This window comes from Yersinia artesiana (genome assembly GCF_902726545.1).
GTDB classification, from domain to species: domain Bacteria; phylum Pseudomonadota; class Gammaproteobacteria; order Enterobacterales; family Enterobacteriaceae; genus Yersinia; species Yersinia artesiana.
Genome location: NZ_CACVAD010000008.1, coordinates 77925 through 98652 on the forward strand (window position 1 = coordinate 77925; position 20728 = coordinate 98652).

The window sequence follows — 20728 nt, forward strand, 5'->3', positions numbered from 1 at the left end:
TACTTCAAGCTGCATGTGCGTTGGCTGCTCTCGTTCACCCGAATCACTTACCTGAGTAAGCTCATCGGGATGCACTCAGTTGCCGCCTTCCTGCAACTCGAATTATTTTGGGTATATATAATTAAAAACTATGGATTACTCGTAGAGGATTAGCCGATCAAGAATTGACATCAATTAATAAAAAACAATGGCTAATCAAATTCATAGTATGAAATCATTGAGCTGACACCTTGCGTCTCAGCCGCATCGTAACAAGGAATATTGAACGTGAAATCTTCGCTCGCAGCATTATCCTCGCAACTCGGTGAGTTGATGCTCCGTGACCAACAGCGTATGCGGCGTCGGCTGCAAGGCGCACGAAAAGTCCATAATCCCGAGGCTGTAGAGGCGATTACCCGCGAAATCGAAGCTGAGATTGCCACGGCAATGCAGCGGGTTAACAGTCGTCGGGCGGCGTGTCCGGCTATCTCGTATCCCGAGAATTTACCGGTCAGTCAGAAGAAACAAGATATCTATAATGCTATTCGCGACAATCAGGTGGTCATTGTTGCTGGTGAAACCGGTTCTGGTAAAACCACACAATTACCAAAAATCTGCCTGGAATTGGGGCGTGGTGTTAAAGGGGTCATCGGCCATACCCAGCCGCGTCGTCTTGCTGCCCGTACTGTGGCAAATCGTATTGCTGATGAGCTAGACACCTCACTTGGCGGCTGTGTCGGTTATAAAGTGCGATTTAATGATCAAGTGGGCGAGAATACCCTCGTGAAGTTGATGACTGACGGTATTTTGCTGGCTGAAATTCAGCAAGACCGCCTGTTGATGCAATATGACACCTTGATTATTGATGAAGCGCATGAGCGCAGCCTGAACATTGATTTCATCTTGGGGTATTTGCGGGAGTTATTGCCAAAGCGCCCTGATCTGAAAGTGATTATCACTTCGGCGACCATTGACCCGCAGCGCTTTTCGAGCCATTTCAATAATGCGCCTATTATCGAAGTCTCTGGCCGTACCTACCCGGTGGAAGTGCGCTATCGGCCGATCGTGGATGATGCCGATGATGTTGAGCGCGATCAGTTACAGGCGATTTTTGATGCGGTAGATGAACTGGGGCGTGAAAGTCCCGGCGATATCCTGATATTTATGAGTGGTGAGCGGGAAATTCGTGATACTGCTGACGCGCTGATGAAACAGAATTTGCCACATACCGAAGTGCTGCCGCTGTATGCTCGCTTATCCAATAGTGAGCAAAATAGGGTGTTTCAGTCTCATCATGGGCGGCGCATTGTGCTGGCGACTAACGTGGCGGAAACTTCACTCACCGTGCCGGGCATCAAGTATGTTATCGATCCCGGCACCGCACGTATCAGCCGCTATAGTTTCCGTACCAAAGTTCAGCGGTTGCCGATTGAACCGATTTCACAAGCCTCGGCTAATCAGCGCAAAGGCCGCTGTGGCCGTGTCTCTGACGGTATCTGTATCCGTCTTTATTCCGAGCAAGATTTCCTTTCACGCCCTGAATTCACAGATCCGGAAATTCTGCGCACCAATTTGGCCTCCGTTATCCTGCAAATGACCTCATTAGGGTTAGGGGATATCGCGGCCTTCCCATTTGTGGAGGCACCGGACAAGCGCAATATTCAAGATGGCGTGCGGCTGCTGGAAGAATTGGGTGCTATCCAGACGGCCAGTAACGGCCATCAGCAACTAACACCGCTAGGTCGTCAATTAGCCCAATTGCCGGTTGATCCCCGTTTGGCTCGAATGGTGCTGGAAGCCCAGAAAAGTGGCAGTGTGCGGGAATTGATGATCATCACCTCGGCGTTGTCTATCCAGGATCCGCGTGAACGTCCGATGGATAAACAACAGGCCTCCGATGAAAAACATCGACGTTTTGCCGATAAAGACTCTGATTTCCTGGCATTTGTTAATCTATGGGATTACCTGAAACAGCAGCAAAAAGAGCTGTCATCGGCGCAATTCCGTAAATTATGCCGCAGCGATTTCCTGAACTATTTGCGGGTGCGCGAATGGCAGGATATCTATACCCAACTGCGTCAGGTGGTGAAAGAGTTGGGTATTCCGGTCAATAGCGTCGCCGCAGACTATCGCAGTGTTCATACAGCCATTCTGACTGGGTTGCTGTCACATATCGGCCAGAAAGATGTTGAAAAGCAAGAATATACTGGTGCACGCAATGCCCGTTTTGCCATCTTCCCAGGCTCTGGTTTATTCAAAAAACCGCCAAAGTGGTGCATGGTGGCCGAATTGGTCGAAACCAGCCGTTTATGGGGGCGCATTGCGGCTCGAATTGAACCGGAATGGATCGAACCCTTGGCACAACATTTGGTTAAACATCACTATAGCGATCCACATTGGGAGAAAGCACCAGGGGCGGTGATGGCCAGTGAGAAAGTGACCTTATTCGGGTTGCCTATCGTCACTGAGCGCAAGATCAACTATGGGCCAATTGATCCGCCGCTGTGTCGCGAGTTGTTTATCCGTCATGGCTTGGTTGAAGGGGATTGGCAGACGCGCCATGCTTTCTTCCGCGCCAATTTAAAGCTATTGGCTGAAGTTGAAGAATTGGAGCACAAATCTCGCCGCCGCGACATTCTGGTTGATGACGAGACATTGTTTAACTTCTATGACCAGCGTATTAGCCGTGATGTTATTTCTGCACGTCATTTTGATAGCTGGTGGAAGAAAACCAGCCAGACCCAGCCGGAGTTGCTCAATTTTGAAAAAACCATGCTTATCAAGGATGGTGCAAACAAAGTTAACCCGCTGGATTACCCGAACTTTTGGTATCAAGGGTCGCTCAAACTACGACTTTCTTATCAATTTGAACCCGGTACGGATGCTGATGGGGTCACAGTCCATATCCCACTGCCTATCCTGAATCAGGTTCAGGAAGAGGGGTTTGACTGGCAGATTCCGGGGATCCGCCGTGAGTTGGTGGTGGCGCTCATCAAGTCGCTACCTAAGCCGGTTCGGCGCAATTTTGTACCCGCACCTAATTATGCCGAGGCATTCTTAGCGCGGGCAACCCCGTTGGAAACCAGTCTGCTGGATGCATTAGAGCGCGAGTTACGGCGTATGACAGGAGTGACGGTGTCACGCGAAAGCTGGCAGTGGGAGCAAGTCCCCGACCACCTAAAAATGACCTTCCGCGTGGTGGATGATAAAAACCGAACTTTGCGTGAGGGGAAAGACCTTGCTGCCCTGAAGCTCCAACTCCAGGAGAAAGTACAAGAGACGCTTTCAGCGGTTGCCGATGACGGTATTGAGCAAAATAACTTACATATCTGGAGCTTTGGCTCGCTTCCGGTGTGCTACGAGCAACGCCGTGGTGGATACGAAGTTAAAGCATACCCGGCACTGGTGGATGAGAAAGACAGTGTTGCGATTCGCTTATTTGATACAGAAGCCCAACAGCAACAGGCCATGTGGCAGGGAACACGCCGTTTATTGCTGCTAAATATTCCTTCTCCGATTAAGTATTTACATGAAAAGTTGCCGAATAAATCCAAACTTGGCCTCTATTTCAATACTTATGGCAAAGTGATGGATCTAATTGACGATTGCATTGCTTGTGGGGTGGATAAACTCGTGGCGCAATATGGTGGGCCGGTATGGCAAGAGGCTGATTTTGCTCGGCTACAAGAAAAAGTTCGGGCCGAATTAAACGATACTGTGGTGGATATTGCCAAACAAGTTGAACAGATCCTGACTACCGTATTCAGCATTAATAAGCGTTTAAAAGGCCGGGTCGATATCTCGCAAGCATTAGCGCTTTCCGATATCAAAGCACAGCTTGGTGGCCTGATTTATCGCGGATTTGTCACCAATAATGGTTGGAAACGCTTACCGGATACATTGCGCTATCTGCACGCCATTGAGCGACGGATGGAGAAGTTAGCCGTAGATCCTCATCGTGATCGTGCCCAAATGCAACGGGTGGAACATGTACAGCAGACGTGGCAGCAATGGCTCAACAAATTGCCGCCTAAACGTCAACAAGATGAAGACGTTAAAGAAGTTCGTTGGATGATTGAAGAGTTGCGCGTGAGTTTATTTGCCCAACAATTGGGAACACCGTATCCGATTTCAGATAAGCGGATTTTACAGACTATCGAACAACTCTCTGCCTGATGGTTAATCAAGATGATTCCGCGCCTGAGACAATGACTCAGACGCGGAGTTTTTCAGTCGTTAGTTCCCGTTTCCACGCCCGTATTTATATCATTTAAATCCTCTCATTTGTGTCTCAAATATGTAATTGATGAAACCTGCTGATTTTCATGCGAAGCCTCTCGAAAACTCTCAATTAACTCACCTATTGCGCGGCAAGATTATTGCCTTCGGTCTTCAACTACGGCTATATCTGCCATGGCATTCAGACGGCTTGTTAAAAGTTTGTCTGATTGTGGGTCACCATATTTGATTACAGTTGGTGAGTTTGATAGAGTTTTCGGCAGCAAGGATTGCTTATGTATACGATTAGTTTGTTGCGGTTGGCACAAAAAGAATTGTTTAAATTACCTGCGGGGATACAGGCGGCTCTGATTAAGGCTCTTGATGAGTTAGAGGCTTATGGTCATGAGTTGAAAGAACCTGTAGTGCGGGATATAGGGAAAGGGCTGAAAGAATTGAGGGTCAGTGCAAAGGAAGGTTGCGGGCGTGGTTTTTTCTTTTACCAGGCCGAACAGCAGATTTATATCATTCACATCTTGCAGAAGAAAACGCAAAAGACCCCAAGACGGACACTGATGTTGGCTTATCAGCGTATGAAGGAACTCAAACGGAGATTGCTGCCATGAAAAAACAAGATGATTTTGACATTCTTCCTTTTTCTGAGGTTAAAGCGAACGCTTTAAATCACCCTCAGGTAAATGAAGCGTATTCTGACCTGCAGATTAGACAAGCCATGATGACGGAGCTTAAGGCTGCTCGCCAGCGATGCAATTTGACTCAAGAAGACATTGCCCAGAGAGCGGGGCTGAAGAAACAAAATATTAGCCGGATGGAAAAAGGTATCATTTCGCCTAATCTCACGACATTGAGTCGATATGCCGCAGCATTAGGTGGGACTTTTGTTTTTAAATTTAATCAAAAGCCCCATTACAGCAGTAAGAAATAATTTAATTTAGTGCTAATTAATGTTGATCACATGGTCTTTGTCTTTTTTATTTAGCTGCTTTATTAGCGAGCGTTTTTAATCGGTCTTTTATGGCTGTGACCGCTAAAGCTCGGTTATCCGCCAGATAACGGTCTTTAGCGGCGGGAGCTGAGCTCTGAATGGCAATCAAGGACCATTTCTCGCCATTTTTCAGTAACAGGGGCGAGCCGCTATCGCCGGGTAATGTATCGCATTGATGAGAAAGTACACCTTGCTGCGCCCAGCCGGTGATCAGGCAATTTTCATGACTATAGAGAGTATCCAGGTGGTCAAGTGGATAACCCGCTTGTGTTATTTTACGGTCAACTTGTTTAAGCGCTTGGGTTAATTCATTAGCGGTTCCATCCCACAATGGCAACGGCTTGATAGGAATAGGCTTTTTACTAGTTAACCGAATAAGAGCATAGTCATATGCAGCAGCAGCGGGTGGAACTATCCAGCCGTCGCCGTCAGGTTTGAGTTTCTTACCCAATTTGGCATCAACCAGGGTTTCCAGATTCGTAATTTGATACTTCCAATGACCGTTGTGCGAAATAAACCGTAAGGCGACTGCACGATCAATCTTACCTGGAGGGGCTAATACACAATGCCCAGCGGTAAGTGCGAGGCGAGGGGAGATTAATGTCGCAGTACAAAGGTTGCCACTGGCCGTTTCAACTTGCCCGATGGCTTGCCATGGCCATTGTGAGCCATCAGTGACCGCAGTACGATCATCTTTACCAAAAAATAGGGTGGTTTGATCGGCAATACTGCTGTCGTCATTTGACGTGTCAGTGGAGGGAAGGGCATAAGCCACAGAAAGAGGTAACAGACTTAATAGTAGTAATGAAGATAAACGCATAAAAAATTAGCCTGCCTTATTCCCAAAAGGGGGATTTATTCACAAACCTGAGACCTACTGGTTAAGCTGCTAATCACAAGCTTCCCTACTGCTAACTATAGACACAATTAGCTATGTAGTATGTTGTCAGTATTTGATTTTTCAATAAATTTAGCACGATATAAATCACTTATACCTTAAACAATACACCTACAGCTTGAAGCACCACATCTATACTCTATAAATAAAAAAACAATGTGGTCAGCCCACAAATAATTAATATAGTCAGAGTGATTTCAAATAAATAACGGCGCAGCATTATCAGCACTCCTGATAAAAAACACCCGGAGAACCGGGTGTTGAGCGAGTGAAGCTGTTGCAGGTCAATCGTAAAAAGCTGTCTTCAGCTAGCTTTTTCGACTTTATTTTGCGGCGGGAACTGCTGCCGGGGCAGATTTGGCATGTGTCGCTTTTGGTACTGGCGCGGCTTTCTCTGTTTTCTTCACCGATTTGGTCGATTTTTTGTGATGCATAGTCTTGGCTGGAGCACTATGAGCCACTGGTGCACCTGCCATTGGCGCTGCAGGTGCAACGGTATCGGCGGCGAATGCGATAGAAGACATACCCAAGGTTGCAGCAACAATCAGAGCTAATACTGTTTTCATGATTTATTCCTCAGTGTTCTGTTTGCATATCGGCCCCGTTGGGTCGTTGTAATGAGAATAGAGTAAATGGTTTGTGGCTTCCGTGAGTCATTGGTTTCGGCTTGTAACCGATTGTACAGAACTGATTGTTATGACGAATAACCCACTCTTCATTCAGTTTATGCCGTGCCGCTACGCGCTTTTTATTGTAGAGATAGAAAGAAAGTGGAGAAGAATAATAACGCCATTTGATTTGTTGAAAACTCCATTTTAGTTACAACATACATTTGGTGGTTATCTAAAAAGTGATCTCTGGAGGCACATACAAATTTGTAACGGAAATGACATTTATATTCAGCAGAGCGGTACTGCTGCCTCAAAGGAAGGGCAGTACCGAAGTCAGCTATCTGGGGAGGAAATTATAAATAACGGCGTTCTAAGTGCTCGCGGAAAAAGCGAGGGTTAAGTGATTCAACGGTTGCTTTGGTAATCAACTCTGCAGTTGAGTAACGGCTTCCGTGTTGCCAGATATTTTTCTGTAACCAATTAAATAGCTTACTCAGATCGCCATTGGCAATATTGCTATCTAATTCAGGGATAGCTTCACGCGCGGTTTGGAATAGTTGAGCCGCATACATGGCACCCAGAGTATAGGTTGGGAAATAACCAAAAGCGCCATCCGTCCAATGGATATCTTGCATACAGCCATTACGGTAATTTCCTTCGGTATTTATTCCGAGGTATTGTTGCATCTTCTCATTCCACAGCGCGGGGATATCATCCACCTCGATTTCACCGCTAATTAACGCTTTTTCAATCTCATAGCGCAAAATCACATGAGCAGGGTAGCTAACTTCATCGGCATCGACCCGAATGAAGCCGGTTTTGACGCGTTGATTCAAGGCAGTGAAGTTTTGCTGGTTAAAAGCCGGTTGCTCGCCGAATTGCTGTATAACCAAAGGCCGGATGACTTGCAGAAATTCTTTGCTGCGCGCTAATTGCATTTCAAACAGTAAACTTTGAGATTCATGAATTGCGGTTGAGCGTGCATGTGATATTGGTTGGCCTAACCATTCGCGAGGCAAATTCTGCTCATACCGCGCATGGCCCGTTTCATGAACAATCCCCATTAACGCACTGAGAAACTCTTGTTCGTTATAACGAGTAGTGATGCGTACATCTTGCGGAACACCTCCGCAGAATGGGTGCACACTGACATCGACTCGTCCACCGTCGAAATCGAAGCCCAACACTTTCATCACATTCAAGCCAAGTTGACGCTGTTTTTCCAGGTCAAATGGCCCTTGCGGTATCAGGCAGGTTTCATTTGCTTGCCTGGCGATCACTTTTTGCAATAACGCCGGTAGCCATTGTTTCAGGTCGCCAAAGATACGGTCCAAATCCGCACTATTCGTGCCCGGCTCATATAAATTCAACAATGCATCATAGCGCGATGTCCCAGCCGCTTGAGCCCGAATTGCCGCTTCTTCACGGCTTAACTTGACCACTTCACGTAGATTTTCAGCAAAACCATGCCAGTCATTTGCAATGCGCTGCTGTCGCCATGCGTGCTCACAACGCGCACCTGCTAATGATTTTGCCTCAACCAAAGCCTCTGGTACTAACACCGCATTATTGTAATGCCGGCGCATCTCGCGCAAATTTGCTTGCTCGATATCATCCAGCGTTTCTTGTTCCGCTTGTTGCAACCATTCGCCGACCTGTTTGGCCGTCAGAATCTGGTGTTGCAGCACATTGAGCTCAGCCATTGCCTCTGAGCGAGCAAGATTTCCTTTGGGTGGCATCATTGTTTGCATATCCCAGCCGGCAATGGCGGATAAGTGCTCAAAGCGGGAGAGGCGTGTAAATGTGGTGCGCAGGTTCTGATAAGCAGTGGTCATAAAACACTCCATAAAGCTGATAGGCCAACTTATTTTATTAAGGCTTAGTTCTGTGATCTTGGTCTGCTGACAGTGAGTAAGCGTTTTTCACCGGCCAGCAAAATCGAAAACTGGCACCACCGAGAGAACTGGCATCGACAGAAATACTGCCCTGATAAGCCAGTGCGATGGAGTGAACAATCGCAAGCCCCAGGCCACAGCCACCGGTTGCACGATCACGGCTAGGATCCAAACGGACAAACGGTTCAAATACCCGTGCGCGTTCTTCTAAGGGAATGCCCGGCCCGTCATCTTCAACTTGTAGACATGCGTTATCGCCATCAAACCACAAACCAATGCGTAATCGCTGAGTCGAGTAGCGCAGGGCGTTATTGACCAGATTATCCAATACTCTTTCCATTAGGCGCAGATCGACGGCACCAAAGTCGCCGCGATGAGGTATATCGAGCTCTATCTCACGCTCACTATGAATCAACCGCATATCGGTTACTTTTGCGCTGAGCCACGCCGGTAAGTCTATCGGTTCAAGATTGAGCGCGACTTGGGGGCGATCCAGCCGTGCGTAAGTCAGCAGTTCATCGATGAGTGCTTCTAACTGACCAATATCATGATTCAACGCCAGTTGTTCACTTTCAGTCAGGTTATCACTCATGGCTAGCCGATAGCGCAAGCGAACAAGTGGGGTGCGTAACTCGTGAGCAATGCCATCAATAAGCAGCTTCTTACTGACTATCAATGTGCTGATGTTGTCGGCCATTTGATTAAAAGCAACACCTAAGCGGCTTAAACTGGAGGTGGGATCAAAATGTGTCCGTTCGTCCAGATGTCCGGCCCCAAGCCGCTGGGCGGCATTCTCCAGTTTCAGCAAGTCTTTCCAGTGAGGGCGCATCCACAGGAACACCGGCAGCGCCAAAGAGAGACCAATCAGGATGAGCAAGATTAAATCTAGCAGCCGCATTTGGTGCAAATAAAACAGATAAGGAACCGGGCCAACAGCCAGAACATAGTGGCTGCGGGGAATTCGTTGCAGGAAGGTATACTCATCATCCAAAGCAATAATTTCACCCGCACGCAGGCGCTTATTTAATCTTTCGCCCAGATCACGTTTATCGAGAGGTTCAATATGTAATTGAAAAGAGAGATTTAAATCCAGCGTAGCGATGGTTTTATTCCAATCTTTTAGCGGAATTTCTCGTAACTCACTGCGCATCAATGACAGGGAGCTTTTCATCAGATCATCTAATGACTGGCGGCCAGCGCGTTCGGCCGTGACTTTATAAACCAGGCCAACCAGCATCGCCATCACCATAAAGCAGACGAACAGCAATAAGAAAAACTGAATAAATAGCTTCCTCATTGCTGCACTGACTCCCAGGCATTAGGGGCGAACAAATAGCCTTTATTGCGTACCGTTTTGATTCTAAAAGGCTCAAGGGCATTGTCATAGAGTTTGCGGCGCAAGCGCGAGATGGCTACATCAATACTGCGATCCATCCCGTCATAACTGACACCGCGCAAATTTTTCAATAATGCTTCTCTGTCCATGATGATGCCGGCATGTGTTGCGAGTTCCCACAGCAGATCAAAATCTGAAGTCGATAATGCAATCTCTTCATCGCCAAGATTGACTTGTCGATTGACGGGATCAATGCAGAGTAAACCGAAGTGAATGGCATTGTGCCCAGTGAGTGGAAGGTGGGGGGGTTCTTTGATTTGTTGCTGATTATGCTGACGTAAATGCAAGCGTAGCCGTGCCAGCAACACCGCTGGAGGTGTTGTTTTCAGAATATAGTCATTGGCACCCATCTCAAGAGATAGGATATGATTCATATCACTGTCAAGAGAAGTCAGCAGCACTATTGGGCCTTCATAACTTGGTCGTAAATCACGGCACAACGTCATGCCATCTTTCCCTGGCAGCATAATGTCAAGCAACACCAGGTCGGGCTGTTGATGTTGAATAACCGCTTGGGCAGTATCACCTCGCGGCTCCACAAACACATCAATGTCATGCTTGCCGAGATAGGCTGCAATCAGTTTTCCGACCTCCGGGTCGTCTTCTACAAAAACAATTTTGGTCATGTTTTTCTGTTTATAAAAGTGCCGGAATTCAGCATAGCGCGCTGTTGGCCGCAATACTATGCACGTTACTTTATTCTTTATGCCAATGACGCGGCAATGACTGATAGGTAGACAACCAGCAAATTATTTCATTATATTAATGAAAGTGATTATATCGTCATCTCTATTTAGTTGCTTAGTTGCGCCCATCGTTTATATATCAATATTGATGATTAATGAATAGCTGTATCGATCAGCTAAGGACTGAGGGATGAGTGGCGAACACATTGGTGTGCCAGCACACAGTGAAAGAGTCTGCTTCGATTACACGGAATTTCTAGCTGCTTCTTGCAAAAAGCGGTGGGGTTTTATTGATGCTATTTATGGTGTCATGCCGATTTTCGGGATGGTGGTGAAATCTCAGGCTGAGCTGGAGAAAACACCCCAGGAACGGCTTACCGCCTTGGCGTTACAGGTATTATCAACCCAGCTTAGCGATGAAACTAATATTATTAGATTGATTCGTCTTGCTGAGCAGCAAGGGATAACAGCGTTGGATATCCAATTACCTTATCCGCTTGAAACCGCACAATTGGGTACCATCAAACAAAAACTTCCCTCTTCAATGCGGCTAAGTCAAAAGGGTGAATGCTTATCGGTGGATATATCCGGAACAGAACACTATTAGTTATCTGCTGCTAGATGCTCAAATGAGCAGCCAGTTTAACTGGCAAGCCCATTGATTAGACCGGTTTTGTCGAGGATTAGCCTTAATGCATAACCAGCCAGGTTGCCGGAATAGTGGCAATCAGAACCAGACAAATTGCTGCGCGTTCCACTGTATTGAGTATCCTGAGACCTTCATGCCCTTTGCGCGCATAAATAAAGACCAGTAGGCCGGGGGCATATAACAGGGCGGATAACAACAGGTACAGCAAGCCGGCGGCATAAATCAGCCATAAACCATACAAACACGCACCACTGGCCGCAATAATCAATCGCCAGTCCTGGCGTTTTAAGGCCACTTTAAATAAGAATGCTCCCACCAGGAAATAGGGCACTAAAATCATCTCTGATGCAATTGTTAGCAATGTATTGTAGTTACTGCCTGTCAGCCAGATAAGGATCAGCGCTACTTGCACCGCACAGTTAGTCAGCCACAGCGATTTTGCCGGTGCATTGTGCTTATTCTGATGCTGGAACATTTTAGGAAATGCCCCATGTTTCGCGGCCACCATCGGAACTTCTGCCGCCATAATGGTCCAGCTAAGGTAAGCGCCGCACACTGAAATAATCAGCCCGGTAGCAATAATTACTTCCCCCCATGGGCCAATCATCTCAACCATAATACCGGCCATTGATGGGTTACGCATCCCCGCGAGTTCAGCGCGTGGCACCACACCAAGCGACAGTAACGTAATGAGCAGGTAAACACATAAAGCCGAGATAACCGCCAGCATGGTCGCGCGACCAACATCTTTCTTATTACGTGCTCTGGCAGAAACCACAACAGCGCCTTCCACACCAATAAAAACCCACAGCGTTATGAGCATTGTGTCTTTCACTTGCTGCCAAACGGGGGTGTGCAGGGCAAGGCCGGTAAAATCAAAACTAAATGTATCGAGGCTGAATGCCAGGCCGGCTAACACAATAAAACCGCCGATTGGCAGCAGTTTTGCCAGTGTCGCAGCCAAATTGATGCTGGCGGCGGTTTGCACACCCCGCAATACCAGGGCATGAACCCCCCATAACAGAAAAGAGGCACCCAGTAGCGCCTGCCAGGTGTTACCTTCACCAAAAACAGTGTTGCCAGACTTATCGGTAAAAAAGCTCAATGCTGCAAAAACAATCACCAGATAAGATACGTTAGCAATAACAGCACAGAGCCAATAGCCCCAGGCAGAGAAAAAGCCAATAAGGTCGCCAAAACCTTCTTTGGCATAGGTGAATATTCCACCATCCAGATCAGGGCGTAGACGCGTCAGTAATAACATGGCAAACGCCAGAAAAACAATCCCAACGCCGGTAATGCTCCAGCCAACAAGCAGTGCCGCCGGGCTGGCAACTTCAGCCATATTTTGTGGCAGGCTAAAGACACCTGCACCCAGCATTGAGCTAAGAACCAGCGCCGTTAGCGCCGTCAGGCCGAGTTTTCTTTCCAATTATGGATCCTGGTTTTTAGAGTATGAATGAATGGTTACTGGCTTATAAGTAGCATTATCTGAGGCTAATCTATCAATACTTGACAGATAATAGCCCCAAAATTTTCGGGAGATTTTACGGAGTGGGGCGCGATCATGCAATGATTGGTTATGCGATTTAGGCAAAAAATTATTCAGTCAGATGCCGTGATGGCATTATGGTGATTAATTGATAAAAAAAGGACAGCCAATGGCTGCCCTTCAGACTGCTGACAAGCTCCAACGACACGATCTTACTAGGTGAGGACAGGTAGAAGAGTAAAGCGTCCGCGCCAGGGATGGCGCGGGTCGAGCCCCCAGGGAAGGGTTTACGGCGTCTTTACGATCTAGCTGTTTTCACCGTTACGGGCACTTTGTCATTAACCTCAAGGACAGCCAATGGCTGCCCTTAACAGTAATCATTGCCGCAAACTTATTTGAACAAGTCAGCGCTAATACTCACATTGCCGCCACTTTGGTTCTGCCACTGGCGAGTAACATGGTAATACTTCGCACCCTTGGCGGCAGCACGCTTAGCCACTTCATGGGAGACGTCGGTCATGCTGTTGTAGTGGCCGCTAAAGGTCACAGAATCAAACGGAACCATCTGCGCGGCAGTGGTATTGTTTAATTCCTGGATTTGGGTGCCATCACTCAGGGTGACAGTGTAACGTTTACCTGTTGATGATTGCGTTTCAAAGAAACGGCCCACATCAGCACTTGGCGTGCCGGAAGAGGCAACACCTGGAATCTCGACATTTGCAGCAGCGGCACCGCCAGCGGCCAGTGCAGCGCGGCCCGCATCTGAATCAGCAGGGATAACATCAGGGCTTTGTACGGTACGTTTGGCTGCATCTTGTTTGTAAACATAAGCAGTCACAAACTGGTTGCCGCCTTGGTTAGCATCAACCTGACGCACGATGAAGAAGGAGTATGCACCTTTCTCTTTCGCCGCTTTGGAAATAGCATCATTAATATCTGGCTGACTACGGAAGAAACCACTAACAGAAACAGTGTCATAAGGTTGTAAGGTGTAAGCTTCTGTTTTTGGTAATTCTTTGATGCCATTGAAGATACGATACTGGGTATCTTTGCTTACTTCCTCAGCATCTTTATGATAAACATCGGCCGTTACACGCCAGTTGCCACCATTATTGTTGCTGTTCAGATCCTGAATATAAAATGAATCAGCGCCCAATTTATCAGCACGACGGGATACCGCATCAGCGGCTTCATTGATTGCATTAAATCTGCCGGTAATAGTAATACGATCAAATGGCTTAATGGCTGCTGCTTGCTCTGGTGTAAGTTCTTTTGCCGCATGTGCAGCAGAAAGCGCCGAGAGTGATAGCAATGCCGACGCGATGATCGTGTATTTCAGCTTCATAAAAAATCCTTTCGCCTTGCGCATTAACGTTGATACGTGCGGAACAATTGATGTGTAACAGAATAGCAGATGATTATTACATGTAATAATGGCGGGTGTCTCCGCAATTTATATGACTAAATAATTTATATAGCTAAATATATGAATTTCGCAGTTAGGCCGGATAGCACTTTGCCTCAATAATTGGGATAAGCTTTACGAATAATGGCTTTAACGTGATAAGCGTTGTTTATTTACATTTTTATAACCTGATGCCGCGCTATGACTGGGTTGCCTTATTATACTAAAGCTTATTATTTTGGCTCAAAGTTGCAGGACAAGCCGCTAGTAAATATTATTTTTATAGTGAATTATACAGAGTTCTTTCCGCCTGCCAGTTTTAGTGCAAAAACTGCTGCAGAACCGCATACAGATATGGATCATAAGTCACATTTTCAGTAGGTTATAGGGAGCCGTAACAAAGCAGGTTTGTCAGTAACCCAATAGAACATGGCAATACTTATCATCAAAGACAGGTAAAAAAGGGAACATTATGCGTATTGGTGTACCAAGAGAGCGGTTGGCCAATGAAGCCCGTGTTGCAGCAACGCCGAAAACGGTAGAACAATTGCTGAAACTGGGTTTCACCGTGGCGATTGAAAGCGGAGCTGGCCATTTAGCCAGTTTTGACGATGCGGCGTACCAGGATGCGGGTGCCACCATTACGGATACCACCGATGTGTGGCAATCCGACCTTATCCTCAAAGTGAATGCCCCACTTGAGGAAGAAATTAACCTGATGCGTGCGGGGAGCACCTTGGTCAGCTTCATCTGGCCGGCTCAGAACCCGGAATTACTGCAAAAATTGGCAGAGCGTCAGGTGACGGTATTGGCAATGGATTCTGTGCCACGTATTTCGCGCGCGCAATCCATGGATGCCCTTAGCTCAATGGCTAACATTGCGGGCTATCGTGCCATTGTTGAAGCGGCGCATGAGTTTGGCCGTTTCTTCACCGGGCAAATCACGGCTGCGGGTAAAGTTCCTCCAGCTAAAGTGATGATTATCGGTGCCGGTGTTGCCGGGCTGGCCGCTATCGGTGCGGCAGGGAGCTTGGGTGCGATTGTCCGCGCTTTCGATACCCGTCCGGAAGTGAAAGAACAAGTCCAGAGCATGGGCGCTGAATTCCTCGAACTCGATTTCGAAGAAGAGGCTGGCAGTGGTGATGGTTATGCCAAAGTCATGTCTGAAGCATTTATCAAAGCCGAAATGGCGCTATTTGCAGCGCAAGCGGCTGAAGTGGATATCATTGTGACTACCGCGTTGATTCCGGGTAAACCCGCGCCGCGTTTGATCACTAAAGAGATGGTTGCGTCAATGAAGTCGGGCAGTGTGATTGTCGATTTGGCCGCCCAGACAGGGGGCAACTGCGAATTGACAGTGGCCGACAAAGTGACGGTGACTGAGAATGGCGTGAAAATCATCGGTTACACCGATTTGCCAAGTCGCTTACCAACACAGTCATCCCAGCTTTATGGTACTAACCTGGTTAACTTGCTGAAATTACTCTGCAAAGAGAAAAATGGCGAGATTGACATTGATTTCGAAGATACCGTAATTCGCGGTGTTACCGTGGTCAAAACCGGTGAAGTCACCTGGCCGGCACCGCCAATTCAAGTATCAGCACAACCTCAGGCGGCGAAAGCTGCTCCTGTTGTCAAAGAGGACGCTAAGCCTTCCTCACCTTGGCCGAAATACATCATTATGGCGCTGGCTATTGTGCTATTTGGCTGGTTGGCTAATGTGGCACCGAAAGAGTTTTTATCTCACTTTACGGTCTTTGCACTGGCGTGTGTGGTTGGATATTACGTGGTGTGGAACGTCAGCCATGCGCTGCATACACCGCTGATGTCAGTCACCAACGCTATTTCCGGCATTATTGTGGTTGGCGCATTGTTGCAGATTGGTCATGGTGGCTGGGTGAGTTTCTTATCCTTTATTGCCGTTTTGATCGCCAGCATCAACATTTTTGGTGGTTTTACCGTCACCCAACGCATGCTGAAAATGTTCCGTAAAAACTAGGTTTCGATGAGACCGAACTTGCCTAAAACGCAAGTTGATAAAGCCGAGTGGATAAAACAATGTTTATAAAAACAACAATGTTTATAAAGACAACGTTATACAAAAATGAAGGGGTAACTAATGTCTAGTGGTCTCGTTACAGCTGCGTACATAGTTGCTGCGATTTTATTTATTTTCAGTTTGGCTGGGCTGTCGCGCCACGAAACATCCAAACAAGGTAACACTTTCGGTGTGACCGGTATGGCTATCGCGCTTATCGCGACCATTCTGGGGCCAGACTCAGGTAACGTTGCCTGGATTATCATCGCCATGGTGATTGGTGGAGCAATTGGTATTTATCTGGCGAAGAAAGTCGAAATGACCGAAATGCCGGAACTGGTTGCTATCTTGCACAGTTTTGTCGGTTTGGCGGCGGTTCTGGTTGGCTTTAACAGCTATCTGGATCATGGCCCGGCGGTCATGGACGCCGTGATGGTGAATATCCATCTGACTGAAGTGTTCCTCGGTATCTTTATCGGTGCGGTGACATTTACTGGTTCTATTGTTGCCTTCGGTAAATTACGCGGGATTATCTCATCCAAGCCGCTGATGCTGCCGCATCGCCATAAGCTGAACCTGGTTGCACTGGTTGTTTCATTCTTGCTGATGATTATGTTCGTCAAAACAGATAGCGTGGCCCTGCAAGTGGTCGCACTATTATTGATGACCGTGATTGCTTTAGCCTTCGGTTGGCATTTGGTTGCATCCATTGGCGGTGCTGATATGCCGGTGGTCGTTTCAATGTTGAACTCCTATTCAGGTTGGGCAGCGGCGGCGGCGGGTTTCATGCTGAGCAACGATTTGCTGATTGTAACCGGTGCGTTAGTGGGTTCTTCCGGTGCGATTCTGTCGTACATCATGTGTAAAGCGATGAATCGTTCGTTCATCAGCGTTATTGCCGGCGGCTTTGGTACTGACGGTTCTTCCACTGGCGATGCTGAAGAGATGGGCGAATATCGTGAAACCAATGCTGAAGAAGTGGCAGAACTGCTGAAAAATGCCAACTCTGTCATCATTACCCCTGGTTATGGTATGGCGGTTGCGCAGGCACAGTACCCGGTTGCTGAAATTACAGCAAAACTGCAAGCTCGTGGGGTTAAAGTGCGTTTTGGTATTCACCCAGTAGCAGGTCGCTTGCCAGGCCATATGAACGTGTTATTGGCTGAAGCTAAAGTGCCTTACGATGTGGTGCTGGAGATGGACGAAATCAATGATGATTTCCCAAGCACTGATGTGGTGCTGGTTATTGGTGCTAATGACACCGTAAACCCGGCAGCACTTGAAGATCCTCGCAGCCCGATTGCCGGTATGCCGGTGCTGGAAGTGTGGAAAGCACAAAATGTTATTGCCTTCAAACGTTCAATGAACACCGGCTATGCTGGCGTCCAAAACCCATTGTTCTTCAAAGACAATACACAGATGTTATTTGGCGATGCCAAAGACAGCGTGGAAGCTATTTTACGCGCATTGTAATGGCGGTAGGGTATTGATTAAGGGCCACCAAGGTGGCCTGAGGTTAATGACAAAGTGCCCGTCACGGTGAAAACAGGCAGATCGTAAAGACGCCGTAAACCCTTCCCTGGGGGCTCGAGCCGCGCCGTCCTTGGCGCGGACGCTTTACTCCTCTGCCTGTCTTCACCTTGCAAGATCGAGTCGTAGGGGTTTGTCAGCAGTCTGAAGGGCCACCAAGGTGGCCTTTTTTTGCTTTAATCTGAATAGCTTGTGAAGCGGTTATTCTCCATCCTCAGAATCTTCATTGCTTTCCACCGGGCAATTAAAACCTTCCGGTTTAATGGCTAATAAATCACATTTCAGATGATCGATCACATGCTCCGTAGTATTCCCAATAAAGGCGGCAGAGAGACCAGTACGTCCTAAAGTCCCCAGAACCACCACCCCAGCCCGTAAATGTTCCGCCAAATCAGGAATAACCTCTTCCGGCAAACCTTTTTCGACATGAGTGAATTTCTCATCAATACCAAATTGCTGGCGCAATGCTTTCATCGCCACCAAATGTTGGCCACGAATAGCATCGTTATAGACACTCGGATCAAAATCAGGCAATTCAATGGCAATGTTAATCGGGGTCACCGGATAGGCGCTAATCAAATGCACCGGAGTTTGGTTAAGATGTTCAGCAAGCTCTCTGGTTTCTTTAACCAGACGCAGATTAAGCGGATCATGCAGCGGGTCTTCACTCGAAAGATTGACGGCAACCAGTGCTGAACCACCTTCAGGCCAAGGTTGGTCTTTGACCATCCACACCGGGCATGGGCATTTACGCAATAAGTGCCAGTCGGTGGGGGTGAAGATGATTGATTCGAGGCGGTCATGCTGATGCGCCATTTTGAGCAATAAATCGTGCTTAAATTTCAAAACCTCCTGAATAATGGCTTCGTAAGGCCGATTGTGCCATACCACTTTGATTTCAATCGGTATTCCTTCGTCGAGATAAAACCGGCACTGCTCGCTTATCCACGCTGAACGTTGGCTGATAACCCCTTTGCGCATAGCGGTGCGTTCATCAGGCGACAGTAGGGTGGTCATGTCATAGGACAAGTCGTAAATAGCCAAAAATGCTTTGATTGTGCCGCCATTACGCCGCACAAGATAAACTGCACGTCTTAATGCAGGCTGATCATCCTGATTGGGGTCAATAGCAACCAGAATATTCTGATACTTTGCCATAGAGTCTCCTTACAACCGTGAATTAACAGTATGTTAGTTAAAGAGTAAACCATGAAAGTGAAAGAGAACAGGTGAGAGCACGAACCAGATAAATTATATAAGTATGAGGGTGACGGATAAATCCATTTTGTGAGTCAGAAAGTGGCGGGTGACTATACCGTTCGGCTCGCGCCGCTACACACATCCGGTACATATCCCCGCCTACCCATTGACTGACGTCATAGCGCAATAATATTAATTACAGCTTGGTTTTGGGTTACCCGCCAGTTGAGCCAGTGCTTCAGTATTCTCGATAGTGATGTATTTACCCTTCACACTCAGAATATCGCTTTTCTGGAAACGGCCCAATAAGCGGCTGATGGTTTCTACCGTCAGGCCCAAATAGTTACCGATATCACCCCGCGTCATAGTGAGACGGAACTCACGTGGTGAGAAACCACGCTGAGCAAAGCGGCGCGAGAGATTATAAATAAACGCGGCCAGACGCTCTTCTGCATTCTTTTTAGAAAGCAGCAAAATCATGTCTTGATCACCTTTAATCTCGCCACTCATTAAGCGCATCATCTGCTGGCGCAGATTTGGCATTTTGCCGGATAAGTCATCAAGTGTGTCAAACGGGATTTCGCACACCATTGAGGTTTCGAGGGCCTGCGCAAAGCTTGGATGTTGCAAGTTACTGATAGCATCAAAACCGACTAAATCGCCCGCCAGATGGAAACCGGTAATTTGCTCATCACCTTCTTCGGTAATGGTGTAACTTTTAATGGTCCCGGAACGGATAGCGTACAGGGATTTAAGCTCATCACCTGCTTTAAACAGCGCCTGTCCTTTCTGAATAGGTTTTTTCCTTTCAATGATATTATCGAGCTGATCCAGCTCATTTTCATTCAAAGTAAAAGGAATACAGAGCTGACTAATACTGCAATCCTGACAATGGATCGCACAACCGCCAGACTGAATACGTCGGATTATTCGTTTTTCCGGGATCATAGGGTATTCCCATTAATATTGATATGCGTCAATTTTAACATCTTTTCTTGCGTCTGATAAGAGCAACAATAGTTAGCGCGCTAAAAGATATCCCTCGTGCATTAATAACCAGCGTTTCCGCTCCACGCCTCCCGCATAACCGGTCAATGCCCCTTGCTGCCCAATCACCCTATGACAAGGAACAACAATCGATATCGGGTTCAAGCCGTTCGCCATCCCCACCGCTCGAGAAGCAGTGGGGCGGTTAATGCGTTTTGCTAACTCACCATAAGTAATGGTTTCACCGCAGGGAATTTTACGCAGTTGTTGCCAAACTTGACGCTGAAAATCAGTACCGGCGGTTTTCACCGGTAAATTATCAATAATGTCCAATTCGCCGGCAAAATAGCGTTGCATACTGTCACTCAACCCACCAGGATTGCGCTGTTCCACCAGGGTAAAAGTATTTGCGCCGTAATGATTGTGTAGTAGTTTCATCAGACGTTCATAGTGATCAGTCCAATCAATGGCGCGTAGCCGGTGCTCTTCGTCAGCAATTAACAACAGTTCCCCCTGTGGGGTTGCCATTCTATCAATCAAAAACGTTTCCATAGTTCTCCACGACGTGCTGCCACTGGTTGAGCGAATTGTTGGCTTAAAAACTTTGCCGGCGATTATTACATGAAAGATAACATCAATAGATGACTATCCGGGCTGAAAAGCAAAAACCTGCTTTTATTGCGGCGTTAATCGCATAAACCATAACGTTTAGAGATAAAGTCGGGGTGGGCTAAGTGA

General features: G+C 47.2%; 16 protein-coding genes. 6 read left to right on the forward strand and 10 right to left on the reverse strand.

Annotated features, from left to right (window positions below):
- Positions 1-267 precede the first annotated feature (267 nt).
- The 3 genes from hrpA to HU019_RS04250 all read left to right on the forward strand — a co-directional run bounded on the left by hrpA (position 268) and on the right by HU019_RS04250 (position 5143).
- Positions 268-4155 (forward strand): ATP-dependent RNA helicase HrpA, encoded by a 3888-nt coding sequence (gene hrpA / locus HU019_RS04240; protein ID WP_174847683.1) that lies wholly within the window; start codon positions 268-270, stop codon positions 4153-4155.
- 338 nt (positions 4156-4493) lie between these two features.
- On the forward strand, positions 4494-4823 hold the full coding sequence (locus HU019_RS04245) for a type II toxin-antitoxin system RelE/ParE family toxin (protein ID WP_174847682.1): 330 nt from the start codon (positions 4494-4496) through the stop codon (positions 4821-4823).
- Entirely contained in the window at positions 4820-5143 is a 324-nt protein-coding gene (locus tag HU019_RS04250; protein ID WP_174847681.1) for a helix-turn-helix domain-containing protein, read from the forward strand. Before HU019_RS04245 ends, HU019_RS04250 begins: the two co-directional genes overlap by 4 nt.
- Before the next feature lie 46 nt (positions 5144-5189).
- On the opposite strand, the gene HU019_RS04255 is transcribed toward HU019_RS04250, so the two are convergent.
- From HU019_RS04255 to rstA, 5 genes are all read right to left on the reverse strand, one after another.
- On the reverse strand, positions 5190-6023 hold the full coding sequence (locus HU019_RS04255) for a trypsin-like serine peptidase (protein ID WP_174847680.1): 834 nt from the start codon (positions 6021-6023) through the stop codon (positions 5190-5192).
- Positions 6024-6424: 401 nt separating this feature from the next.
- On the reverse strand, positions 6425-6667 hold the full coding sequence (gene asr / locus HU019_RS04260; RefSeq protein WP_174847679.1) for an acid resistance repetitive basic protein Asr: 243 nt from the start codon (positions 6665-6667) through the stop codon (positions 6425-6427).
- Positions 6668-7065: 398 nt separating this feature from the next.
- Positions 7066-8547 carry a carboxypeptidase M32 gene (locus HU019_RS04265; RefSeq protein WP_174847678.1) on the reverse strand — a complete coding sequence of 494 codons (1482 nt, stop codon included), beginning with the start codon at positions 8545-8547 and terminating at the stop codon, positions 7066-7068.
- A 37-nt stretch (positions 8548-8584) separates the two neighbouring features.
- On the reverse strand, positions 8585-9904 hold the full coding sequence (gene rstB, locus HU019_RS04270; RefSeq protein ID WP_174847677.1) for a two-component system sensor histidine kinase RstB: 1320 nt from the start codon (positions 9902-9904) through the stop codon (positions 8585-8587).
- Positions 9901-10629 carry a two-component system response regulator RstA gene (gene rstA / locus HU019_RS04275; protein ID WP_174847676.1) on the reverse strand — a complete coding sequence of 243 codons (729 nt, stop codon included), beginning with the start codon at positions 10627-10629 and terminating at the stop codon, positions 9901-9903. Before rstA ends, rstB begins: the two co-directional genes overlap by 4 nt.
- 250 nt (positions 10630-10879) lie before the next feature.
- Between rstA and HU019_RS04280 the strand changes: the two genes are divergently transcribed.
- Positions 10880-11296: a hypothetical protein gene (locus HU019_RS04280; RefSeq protein ID WP_174847675.1), complete on the forward strand. Its 417-nt coding sequence runs from the start codon at positions 10880-10882 to the stop codon at positions 11294-11296.
- Positions 11297-11378: 82 nt separating this feature from the next.
- Here HU019_RS04280 and HU019_RS04285 read toward each other — a convergent pair whose 3' ends face one another.
- Both HU019_RS04285 and ydgH read right to left on the reverse strand, forming a co-directional pair.
- Complete coding sequence (locus HU019_RS04285; RefSeq protein WP_174847674.1) at positions 11379-12770, reverse strand: amino acid permease; 1392 nt, start codon at positions 12768-12770, stop codon at positions 11379-11381.
- Between the two features lie 451 nt (positions 12771-13221).
- Entirely contained in the window at positions 13222-14175 is a 954-nt protein-coding gene (gene ydgH, locus HU019_RS04290) for a DUF1471 family protein YdgH (protein ID WP_174847673.1), read from the reverse strand.
- Between the two features lie 532 nt (positions 14176-14707).
- Here ydgH and pntA point away from each other — a divergent pair.
- Together pntA and pntB are read left to right on the forward strand one after the other, a co-directional pair.
- Entirely contained in the window at positions 14708-16234 is a 1527-nt protein-coding gene (pntA, locus tag HU019_RS04295) for a Re/Si-specific NAD(P)(+) transhydrogenase subunit alpha (RefSeq protein ID WP_174847672.1), read from the forward strand.
- Between the two features lie 120 nt (positions 16235-16354).
- Positions 16355-17746, forward strand: a complete 1392-nt coding sequence (gene pntB / locus HU019_RS04300) for a Re/Si-specific NAD(P)(+) transhydrogenase subunit beta (protein WP_174847671.1) — start codon at positions 16355-16357, stop codon at positions 17744-17746.
- 258 nt (positions 17747-18004) lie between these two features.
- Here pntB and uspE read toward each other — a convergent pair whose 3' ends face one another.
- The 3 genes from uspE to ogt form a co-directional block, all read right to left on the reverse strand.
- Complete coding sequence (uspE, locus tag HU019_RS04305) at positions 18005-18961, reverse strand: universal stress protein UspE (RefSeq protein ID WP_174847670.1); 957 nt, start codon at positions 18959-18961, stop codon at positions 18005-18007.
- A gap of 234 nt (positions 18962-19195) precedes the next feature.
- Positions 19196-19951, reverse strand: a complete 756-nt coding sequence (locus HU019_RS04310) for an FNR family transcription factor (RefSeq protein ID WP_005160911.1) — start codon at positions 19949-19951, stop codon at positions 19196-19198.
- 72 nt (positions 19952-20023) lie between these two features.
- The gene (gene ogt, locus HU019_RS04315) at positions 20024-20542 is read right to left on the reverse strand and encodes a methylated-DNA--[protein]-cysteine S-methyltransferase (protein WP_174847669.1); all 519 of its coding nucleotides are present in this window, start codon (positions 20540-20542) and stop codon (positions 20024-20026) included.
- Positions 20543-20728: the final 186 nt, after the last annotated feature.

Bases quoted from the DNA above. Each gene is read 5' to 3' on its own strand.
- pntB (WP_174847671.1), top strand. From the start codon at position 16,355: ATGTCTAGTGGTCTCGTTACAGCTGCGTACATAGTTGCTGCGATTTTA.
- HU019_RS04310 (WP_005160911.1), bottom strand. From the start codon at position 19,951: ATGATCCCGGAAAAACGAATAATCCGACGTATTCAGTCTGGCGGTTGT.
- pntA (WP_174847672.1), top strand. From the start codon at position 14,708: ATGCGTATTGGTGTACCAAGAGAGCGGTTGGCCAATGAAGCCCGTGTT.
- HU019_RS04255 (WP_174847680.1), bottom strand. From the start codon at position 6,023: ATGCGTTTATCTTCATTACTACTATTAAGTCTGTTACCTCTTTCTGTG.
- rstB (WP_174847677.1), bottom strand. From the start codon at position 9,904: ATGAGGAAGCTATTTATTCAGTTTTTCTTATTGCTGTTCGTCTGCTTT.
- ogt (WP_174847669.1), bottom strand. From the start codon at position 20,542: ATGGAAACGTTTTTGATTGATAGAATGGCAACCCCACAGGGGGAACTG.
- asr (WP_174847679.1), bottom strand. From the start codon at position 6,667: ATGAAAACAGTATTAGCTCTGATTGTTGCTGCAACCTTGGGTATGTCT.
- HU019_RS04250 (WP_174847681.1), top strand. From the start codon at position 4,820: ATGAAAAAACAAGATGATTTTGACATTCTTCCTTTTTCTGAGGTTAAA.
- HU019_RS04280 (WP_174847675.1), top strand. From the start codon at position 10,880: ATGAGTGGCGAACACATTGGTGTGCCAGCACACAGTGAAAGAGTCTGC.
- uspE (WP_174847670.1), bottom strand. From the start codon at position 18,961: ATGGCAAAGTATCAGAATATTCTGGTTGCTATTGACCCCAATCAGGAT.
- HU019_RS04265 (WP_174847678.1), bottom strand. From the start codon at position 8,547: ATGACCACTGCTTATCAGAACCTGCGCACCACATTTACACGCCTCTCC.
- rstA (WP_174847676.1), bottom strand. From the start codon at position 10,629: ATGACCAAAATTGTTTTTGTAGAAGACGACCCGGAGGTCGGAAAACTG.
- ydgH (WP_174847673.1), bottom strand. From the start codon at position 14,175: ATGAAGCTGAAATACACGATCATCGCGTCGGCATTGCTATCACTCTCG.
- HU019_RS04245 (WP_174847682.1), top strand. From the start codon at position 4,494: ATGTATACGATTAGTTTGTTGCGGTTGGCACAAAAAGAATTGTTTAAA.